This is a genomic window from Pseudomonas sp. UF-293, from assembly GCF_058245595.1.
Window position 1 is genome coordinate 22764 of record NZ_JBSICA010000046.1, and the last position, 8181, is coordinate 30944.

Sequence of the window (8181 nt, forward strand, 5' to 3'; positions counted from 1 at the left end):
AGTTGATCATCAGCGCCATCCCAATTGCCGCCGGCCCTGACCATGATCAACTGCGCCCCCTCGCGCTTCACCCTGCTTGCACTGTTCTGCAGCCTCAGCGCTAGCGCCTGCGCCGATGGTTTTTTCGCCGATGCGAAAAGCGATGTACTGCTGCGCAACTTTTACCTGAGCAACGATTACCGCTCGCCAACGCCCTCCGGTAAAAATTACAAACAGGAGTGGGCTCAAGGGGTTATAGGCAACTTCTCATCAGGTTTTACAGATGGAGCCGTCGGTTTCGGTATTGACGCCCACGCCTTCGCCGGCCTGAAACTCGACGGCGGCAAGGGTCACTCCGGCACCGGTCTGCTGCCAGTCGACAGCGATGGTCGCAGCGAGCACGGCTACTCCAGCGCTGGCGGTGCATTCAAGTTGAAAATCTCGCGCACTACCTTGGCCTTCGGCGAAATGACCGTGGAAACCCCGGTCTTCGACACCTCCGACAAACGCCTGCAACCGGAATACGCCACAGGCTTTTTGTTCAACAGCGCCGAGTTCGACAGCATCAATCTGGTCGCCGGGCACTTCACTGCATTCAAGAACCAGGACAGCTCCTCCGGCCAGGGCGACTTCTATGGCTACGGCGCCAACACCGAAGCGGGTGGCATCAGCTTCGTCGGCGCCGACCTGTTCAGCAGCAGCCCGGTCGGCGGCTCTGTCTACGCCTCGGAATTGAGCGACACCTGGCATCAGTACTACGGCAACCTGCATTTCAAACAATCAGGTGTGTTGCTCGACGCCAACCTCTACCACACCCGCGATACCGGCCATGCATTGGCCGGCGAGATCGACAACACCGCGTTCAGCCTCTCCGGCAAATACAGCTTCGGCCCCCACGCGGTGATGCTCGGCTGGCAGCGGATCAATGGCGACACGCCGTTCGATTTCGTCGGTGGCGACTCGATCTACCTCGCCAACTCGATCAAATACGCCGACTTCAACGGCGCCAACGAACGCTCCTGGCAAGCCCGCTACGATTTCGACTTCGGCGTCTTGGGCATCCCCGGTCTGAACTTCATGACCCGCTACGTCAGGGGCAGCCACATCGACGGCACGCACGCGCCCAAGGGCGGCGCCTACAACTCGTTCGACGCCGACAGCGGCGACTATCAACCGCAACAGGGCAATGGCGGTAAACACTGGGAACGCGATATCGACCTGAAATATGTCGTGCAGTCTGGCGCCGCGAAGGATCTGTCGGTGCAGCTGTCGCACGTCAGCCACCGCGCCAATGAAGCACAGGCCGGGGATGATATTGACCGGATTTACGTGGTCATCCAGTACCCGCTGGGTTTCTGAGGTAACACGATAAACCCGCCCACAGGTTCCTGCGTCGGTCACAAACCCTGAGTTTGCTCCTGGAGATCAAAATCAAAAGATTTCAGCGTACCGCAGCACCTACAGCGGCTAGCCAAGTGCCATCACCTCGTTTATTCTGCCCCCCCGCATAAAAAGCCAAGCCAGGAAGGCATTGATTGACCTTCCTGTTTGTAGTCAATCAACGCAAGCAGATTCAGGGATGTACATGTTTCAGCTATTCAAACTCGGAGCGGCCCTCGTGCTCGCCGCGACGCTCAGCGGCTGCATTACCGAAAGCGCTTCCTGGGTCAGCGAACCCTTGCAACCCAAGGCAAGCGAGCCAGCCAGTTATCTCGTTGGCTCAATCGGGCCGCAATCACTCAAGCAATCAGCCGCTGACAACCAGCGAATCTTTTTCCGCAAACGCGGTTCCGAATACGGTGCGGCCGGCGTCTGGAAAATGGCCGGTGCCTACTCCACGCCGCAGGATGTTCAGGACGGTGTCGGCGCAGCGAGCGTATTCGTGCTTCCCCTGAAGCCTGGCGATTACGAGTTCTATGACTTCCAGTTCTTTTCCGCACGTTATCAACCTGGGCTTGGCACTGTTTTCACCTCGAGAGAGGCGCGGGAGAAATTCAACCTGCCGATGCGCCTGGAACCCGGCAAGGCCTATTACATCGGCGAGTTCCGCTCGTTCTGCCTGACCGCCGGTTTCTGCGCGTTCCGCTGGAGTGATCAGAACGCCCGCGATGCGCTGATTGCGCAACGTCTGGCGCCAGGATTGCCAACGCTGCAACCGCTGAAACTCGACCTGAACAGTGCTCAGCCCTACATCTTCACCGGCCCCATCCCGGGTATTGCCGTGGACGCCAAACCATGAAAAAAATCATCGCCCTCACCGCCGCCGCTCTGTTGACCGGTTGCGCGGCGACCAACACCTTGCCCGAGCGCACGCTTACGGACGGTCAGGATTATCTGCAGCCGATTCACGTTATGGTCGATGATCCGGAAAACGGCTCCAGCCTGCGCAACCACCTGCGTCAGACCGGTGTGTTCCGCACTATCGAAACCGGCAGCGGTAAAGCTGACGAGTACAACGTGCAGGTCAAACTTAATGTGGAACGTCACCTGCCGCCGTTTCCGGTGATTCTGCTGAGCACCGCGACGTTGTTCTTGCTGCCGCTGTCGAATGAATTCGACACGCAAACCGAATTCACCGTGTTCCAGGGTGACAAGCGACTGAAGCAATACACCTATCGCAACATCACTCAAAAATACATCTGGCTACTGGATCAGGGCGGCGAGATGCGCGAACAGAACCTCGGCCGCATCGCCCGCGCCTTCGCGCAGGATGTGCAGCAAGACCGGCTGATCCCGGCAGTCGCGCAATGAACCGCGCGATGATAAAAGTCGCCGGCCTGCTCTGTGCCTCTCTGATGCTGGGCGGCTGCGCCAACACCTTGCAACCGCTCGATTACCATGCCGATCAGGCCTATGTGCCGGTCACGCTCGGCATGGGGCCCGCGTATACGCGCATCGACGAGCAGCATCAGCGCGAGACCGTCAGCGTCCTGAAAAAGACCGGCGCGTTCTCGATGCTCGACGGCGGTTACACCCGCAACGGCTACAGCCTGTTGATCACCGAACCCAGCGACGGCAAGGTCAACTGGCTGGCGCTGGTCAACGTCTTCACTCTGTTCACCTTCCCGATGCCCTACCACTATAAGGACAACCTGCGCGGCTCGGTCTTCAAAGATGGCCAACTGCTCAAAACCTACAACTACTCCCGCGAAGGCTGGAGCGTGATGACGTGGTATGTGCCGATTCCCGGGGTCGAGAACAAACGGCAAATGCTCGATCAGTTGCTGGTGGAAATGGACCGGGACAAGGTGATTCCGTATCAACCGTGAGGTTTGGTGATGTGGACTGGTGCGGTGCACTGCGGCGCAATGCATTGCAATGCGGGAGCGAGCCTGCACGCGAAGAGGCCGTCAGCTCCGGCGCAATTCTTCGATTTAAACGAAGCTGTTTAAAAGACACCTGCGGATACGGTCTCGAGGCTACAAATCCTTGCGCCGTTGCCTACAGCTACGCCAGAATCCGCCGGCTTGTGCGCCTTGGGGGCGGGTTCTATTGTGGTGCGGTCGCTGCCGATCAGCGATCGGGTTTAGCGACCCGGATCTTAATTAGGTGCATCAGCGGTCCATGCTTCGTCGCAGGTTCAATTCTGCGACTGCGCTATGGTGGCTGTATGCGGGAGACCTTCGGGTCTGCCGGGTGCCTATAACCGGTTCGCTAACCTGCGTACAGCCGCCACCTACTGTTTAGCGACAGTGCCTGACGGCTCCACTTAATAGGAGCTTTACCATGATCAAACCAACACCCAACCCACCCGAAACCGACCCCACCTCCCCCTACGAATCCCTCGACTCAAAAAAGCTCCACCAAGCCGCCGACCGCGCCCTCGACCACTACCTCTGCCCACCCGGCTCCACCCCGCCGCCCTACAGCCCCCGCGCGATGTACGCCGTCACCGCCGACACCAAAAATGAAGACCTGCTGGCCAACGCCTGCGAAACCCTTGCCTCCGCGAAAACCATCGCCCAGGAATTCGCCGGACTGGTCAAGCCATCCCAGCGCCGGACGCTGATGGGGATTGCGCAGTTGATCATGCTCGGAGAATTGGCGGTGAATCGGGTGCTGGATAATCTGGAGTTGCCGCAGTAGCGGGCCGCGCTAAAGGATGCTGAGTGAGGCGCCTTCGCGGGCAAGCCCACACAGGGATTTCTGTCGACCACAAGGCTTCGTTCACGCGCCAAACTTTGTGGGAGCGAGCCTGCTCGCGAATGCGGTGGGTCAGTACCTGAGATGTCGGCTGATATACCGTTTTCGCGAGCAGGCTCGCTCCCACATGAGTTCGCGGCTGCCTCTCAATAACTGGCGAACCAAAGGTGGCCGACTACGTTTCACCGGCATTCAGAATTAAGAGATCGCAGCCTTCGGCAGCTCCTGCAAATCGATGCAGGAGCTGCCGAAGGCTGCGATCTTTGCTTTTGAGAGACTGGCGGAAGACAGCCGGAGTCGAACCTGCCCGGGAACGGATGCCGTCCCCAACCGGGTTTGAAGCCCGGCCGCGCCACCGGGCGCGATTGTCTTCCTCATTCATGGTGCGCAGGCGTTAGCCAGCGCGTTGTCGGGGCGGATCTGGCGGGATTCGCCGAGGCGGCGGGTCAGGCCGAGTCGATCGAAATACTCCAGATACTGAATACAGCGTTTGCGTCCCAAGCCTAGCGCATCGCGGAAGGTTGTCACTTCGATTGCGGCATTTTCTTCGGCGAGTTTCAGCAGCAGCGCCGCCATTTGCCGCAGGACGATGTCGCTGATGAACAGGTCGCGCACCACTTGGTGCATCAGGCCCAGCCGCGCCAGTTTGCGCAAGAGCAGGCGGACGCTGGCGTCTTCTTCGCCGAGCATTTTCGCGGCGTCGCGCACCCACGGCGGTTCGAAACCGGCCTGTTCGAACAACGGCTGTAATTGCTGCCAGAGGCTTTCGTCGTCAGCATTCAGGCGCACCTGATGGTCGGGCAGGTGCAACCAGGGGCCGCTGGCGAGGATCGAGCCGGCGCTGAGCAGTTCGTCGAGCAGGCTGATGAACGTCGAGCGTTCCAGTGCCAGCGCGCTGAAGCGGCGCAGTCGATCGCGGTCCGGCCCCATCTGATCGGGTTCCTGTTCGTGGAATCGCGCCAGTTGTTCGAGCAAGGTGAATTTCAACTGGCCCCAGCGCTGAACATTGAACAACAGCGGGCCTTGGCGGGTGTCGATCAGGCGGATGTTTTCCGCCAACGTCCACTGCGCGCGCGAGCGGTTGAACTGGCGTTCCAAGCGTTGCGGGTCGACGCCGCCGGGGCTGTGGTTGAGCAGTGCCGGCAAGGCTTGTTCGAGGCTGACGCTAAGTGCGAGGGTTTGCAGTTGTGCGAGGCGTTCCGGGCTGCGGCGTTGGCGGACTGGGGCAAATGGGTCGAGCACCACGCCGCCGCCAAGCGTGCGCTGGGCGCTGGCGTCGCGCAGGATCAGCCGATCGCCTTTCACCGCGTGCACCGGCGCGTTGATCAACAGTTGCGCGAACATGCGCTCGCCGGGGCTCAGGCGCGGGCCTTGCAACAACGCGACGCGGGCGATGACGTCCTGGGTGCCGACATGCACATGCACCGGGTGGAAATGTTCGAAGGTGCGCTCGCCGGGCAACAGCTGAAACTCGATGTCGATGCGCTGGGTTGGCGCATGCAGCCAGTCCGCCAGCAGCCATTGGCCACGGTGGATCTGCGCCAGCTCCAGACGTTCGCCGCTGAGGTTCAACGCCACGCGCTGGCCGGCGAAAGCCTGTTCGGCAGCCTGATTTTGCGCGTGCAGGCCACGAATGCGCACCGATTTGCCGGCAGGCGCCAGAACCAGTTTTTCGCCCACTGCAACCGTGCCCGACAGCGCGGTGCCCGTGACCACAATCCCTGCTCCAGCAACGCTGAACGCCCGATCAATCGCCAGACGAAAGCCGCCATCGCAACCGCGCGTTTGCACCTCGTTGTGCGCCTGCAATAACGCCGCGCGCAACTCATCGACGCCCTGCCCGGTCACGCTCGACACGGTAAAAATCGGCGCATCGGCGAATGGCCCGGCCGCCAGCAAATCCCGGACCTGGCGCTGCACCTCTTCCACCCTGCCCGCTCCCGCCCGGTCGCATTTAGTAATCGCCACCAGCGCGCGGGGAATGCCGAGCAGCTCGACGATCGCCAGATGCTCGCGGGTCTGCGGCATCACGCCGTCGTCGGCCGCGACCACTAGCAATACCAGATCAATGCCGTGCGCGCCGGCGAGCATGTTGTGGGTGAATTTCTCGTGGCCGGGCACGTCGATGAACCCGGTGAGCCCGGAGCCCGCCTTGAGTTCGGCGTAGAGGTAACCGAGGTCGATGGTCATGCCGCGTTCGCGCTCCTGCGGCCGGCGGTCGCCGGTTTGCCCGGTCAGCGCCTGCAACAGCGAAGTCTTGCCGTGATCGATGTGCCCCGCCGTGCCGACGATCACGGGTCGACCTGCAAATGCGGCAACTGCGCCAGCCACGCCGGCTCATCGTCGAGCTGGCGCAGATCCAGCCACAGCGCATCGTCGTCGATCCGCCCGAGTACCGGGATCGGCAAATCGCGCAACGCCGCTTCGAGATTGAGCAGATAACGCCCGCGCCAGCGCTTGGACACCTGTGGGCGACAACACAGCGCTGCGCTTGGCAGACGCGCCACCGGTTGGCTGCCGCTGCCGATCATGCCCAACGCCTCGACCGCGCTGACCTGCCATATCTCGCCCAAACGTTCAGCCATCAAGGGCTGCAAGCGCAAAGCCTGGGCGAAGATGTCAGCCTGCGAACGGGTCAGCAGGCGCAGACTCGGCAGACGTTCAGCGAGACGATCCGGATCGCGATACAAACCCAGCACCGCTTCCAGCGCGGCCAGGGTTAACTTGTCGACCCGCAGCGCGCGTTTCAACGGATTCTTCTTGATCTTTGCGATCAGTTCTTTGCGCCCGACAATCAATCCGGCCTGCGGTCCGCCGAGCAGTTTGTCGCCGCTGAAGGTGACGATGTCCGCACCATCGAGCAACGCCTGTCTCACCGTCGGTTCCGCCGGCAGGCCCCAGCGGGTCAGGTCGAGCAAGCTGCCACTGCCCAGATCCTCCAGTAACGGCAAGCCATGGGCGTGCGCTAACTCGGCCAGTTCCGCAGTCGCCACCCGCGCGGTAAAGCCTTCGATGCTGTAGTTGCTGGCATGCACGCGCATGATCAAACCGCTGCGCGGGCCGATCGCCGCTTGGTAATCACGGGCATGGGTGCGGTTGGTCGTGCCGACTTCATGCAGGCGCACGCCGGCGCGGGCCATGATGTCGGGGATGCGGAAGGCACCGCCGATTTCGATCAGTTCACCGCGCGAGATGATGCCCTCCTTGCGCGCGCCTAGGCTGTTGAGGGTGAGCAACACGGCAGCGGCATTGTTGTTGACCACGGTCACCGCTTCGGCGCCGGTCAGTTCGCGGATCAGGCCTTCGATCAGGTCGTCACGATCACCGCGCTTGCCGCTGGCCAGATCGAATTCGAGATTAAGCGGGTAGCGTGCAGCCATTTGCACCGCTTCGATGGCTTCATCAGGCAGCAGGGCGCGACCGAGATTGGTATGCAGCACCGTGCCGGTCAGATTGAATACCCTGCGCACCTGGCTGCGTTGCTGTTGCGCCAAGCGTTCGCCGACGCGGCCGGCGAGCACTTCGGCGCCGATTTCAATGGCGGACACTTGCCCGCTCAACACGCTGGGCCGTAGCTCATCGAGCAACTGGCGCAGGCCCGTCAGCAAAGAATCCCGGCCGTAACGCTCGGCCAACGGCGCGCACGCCGGGTGACGCAACAACCCATCAATGGACGGTAATCGCAGGGCAACGCTGGAAGACATCAACCACTCCTGTTTTGACCGGAAAGGCCCCTTCGGGAGCAAGCCCCCTCCCACATGGTTTTGGGACAGCCTGCAAAATGAGTGCATGCAGCCAATTACTGTGGGAGCGGGCTTGCTCGCGAATGCGGTAAGTCAGTCAGCAATGATGTAACTGAAACGCCCCCTTCGTGAGCAACCTCCTCCCGCAGGTATTTCAGCAGTGTAGACGCACTATGGGAGCTGGCTTGCCAGCTCCCATAGGGATTCGGGGTGGAATGAACATTGTTGGTCACCACAAAACCTGTGGGAGCGAGCCTGCTCGCGAAAGCGATGTGTCAGTAAATGTGGGTGTGGCTGACCCGCCGCCTTCGCGAGG

General features: G+C 61.2%; 7 protein-coding genes and 1 tRNA gene. 5 read left to right on the top strand and 3 right to left on the bottom strand.

All coding sequences use genetic code 11. From position 1 onward, the window contains the following. Positions 1-42 precede the first annotated feature (42 nt). The 5 genes from AC4IHP_RS26750 to AC4IHP_RS26770 all read left to right on the top strand — a co-directional run bounded on the left by AC4IHP_RS26750 (position 43) and on the right by AC4IHP_RS26770 (position 4065). Positions 43-1338 (top strand): OprD family porin, encoded by a 1296-nt coding sequence (locus AC4IHP_RS26750; protein WP_490833170.1) that lies wholly within the window; start codon positions 43-45, stop codon positions 1336-1338. Between the two features lie 226 nt (positions 1339-1564). Then, the gene (locus AC4IHP_RS26755; RefSeq protein ID WP_460119342.1) at positions 1565-2218 is read left to right on the top strand and encodes a hypothetical protein; all 654 of its coding nucleotides are present in this window, start codon (positions 1565-1567) and stop codon (positions 2216-2218) included. After that, positions 2215-2730: a hypothetical protein gene (locus tag AC4IHP_RS26760; protein ID WP_460119344.1), complete on the top strand. Its 516-nt coding sequence runs from the start codon at positions 2215-2217 to the stop codon at positions 2728-2730. The genes AC4IHP_RS26755 and AC4IHP_RS26760 overlap by 4 nt, the downstream gene beginning before the upstream one ends. Before the next feature lie 8 nt (positions 2731-2738). Further along, positions 2739-3248, top strand: coding sequence for a hypothetical protein (locus AC4IHP_RS26765; RefSeq protein WP_490833171.1), 510 nt, complete (start codon positions 2739-2741; stop codon positions 3246-3248). Between the two features lie 457 nt (positions 3249-3705). Then, on the top strand, positions 3706-4065 hold the full coding sequence (locus tag AC4IHP_RS26770) for a DUF6124 family protein (protein ID WP_101158650.1): 360 nt from the start codon (positions 3706-3708) through the stop codon (positions 4063-4065). 335 nt (positions 4066-4400) lie between these two features. Here the strand turns inward: AC4IHP_RS26770 and AC4IHP_RS26775 are convergent. The 3 genes from AC4IHP_RS26775 to selA form a co-directional block, all read right to left on the bottom strand. Then, positions 4401-4496 (bottom strand) — tRNA-Sec (locus tag AC4IHP_RS26775). Between the two features lie 4 nt (positions 4497-4500). Next, on the bottom strand, positions 4501-6417 hold the full coding sequence (selB, locus tag AC4IHP_RS26780) for a selenocysteine-specific translation elongation factor (protein ID WP_490833175.1): 1917 nt from the start codon (positions 6415-6417) through the stop codon (positions 4501-4503). Next, positions 6414-7826, bottom strand: a complete 1413-nt coding sequence (selA, locus tag AC4IHP_RS26785; RefSeq protein WP_490833172.1) for an L-seryl-tRNA(Sec) selenium transferase — start codon at positions 7824-7826, stop codon at positions 6414-6416. Before selA ends, selB begins: the two co-directional genes overlap by 4 nt. Positions 7827-8181 lie beyond the last annotated feature (355 nt).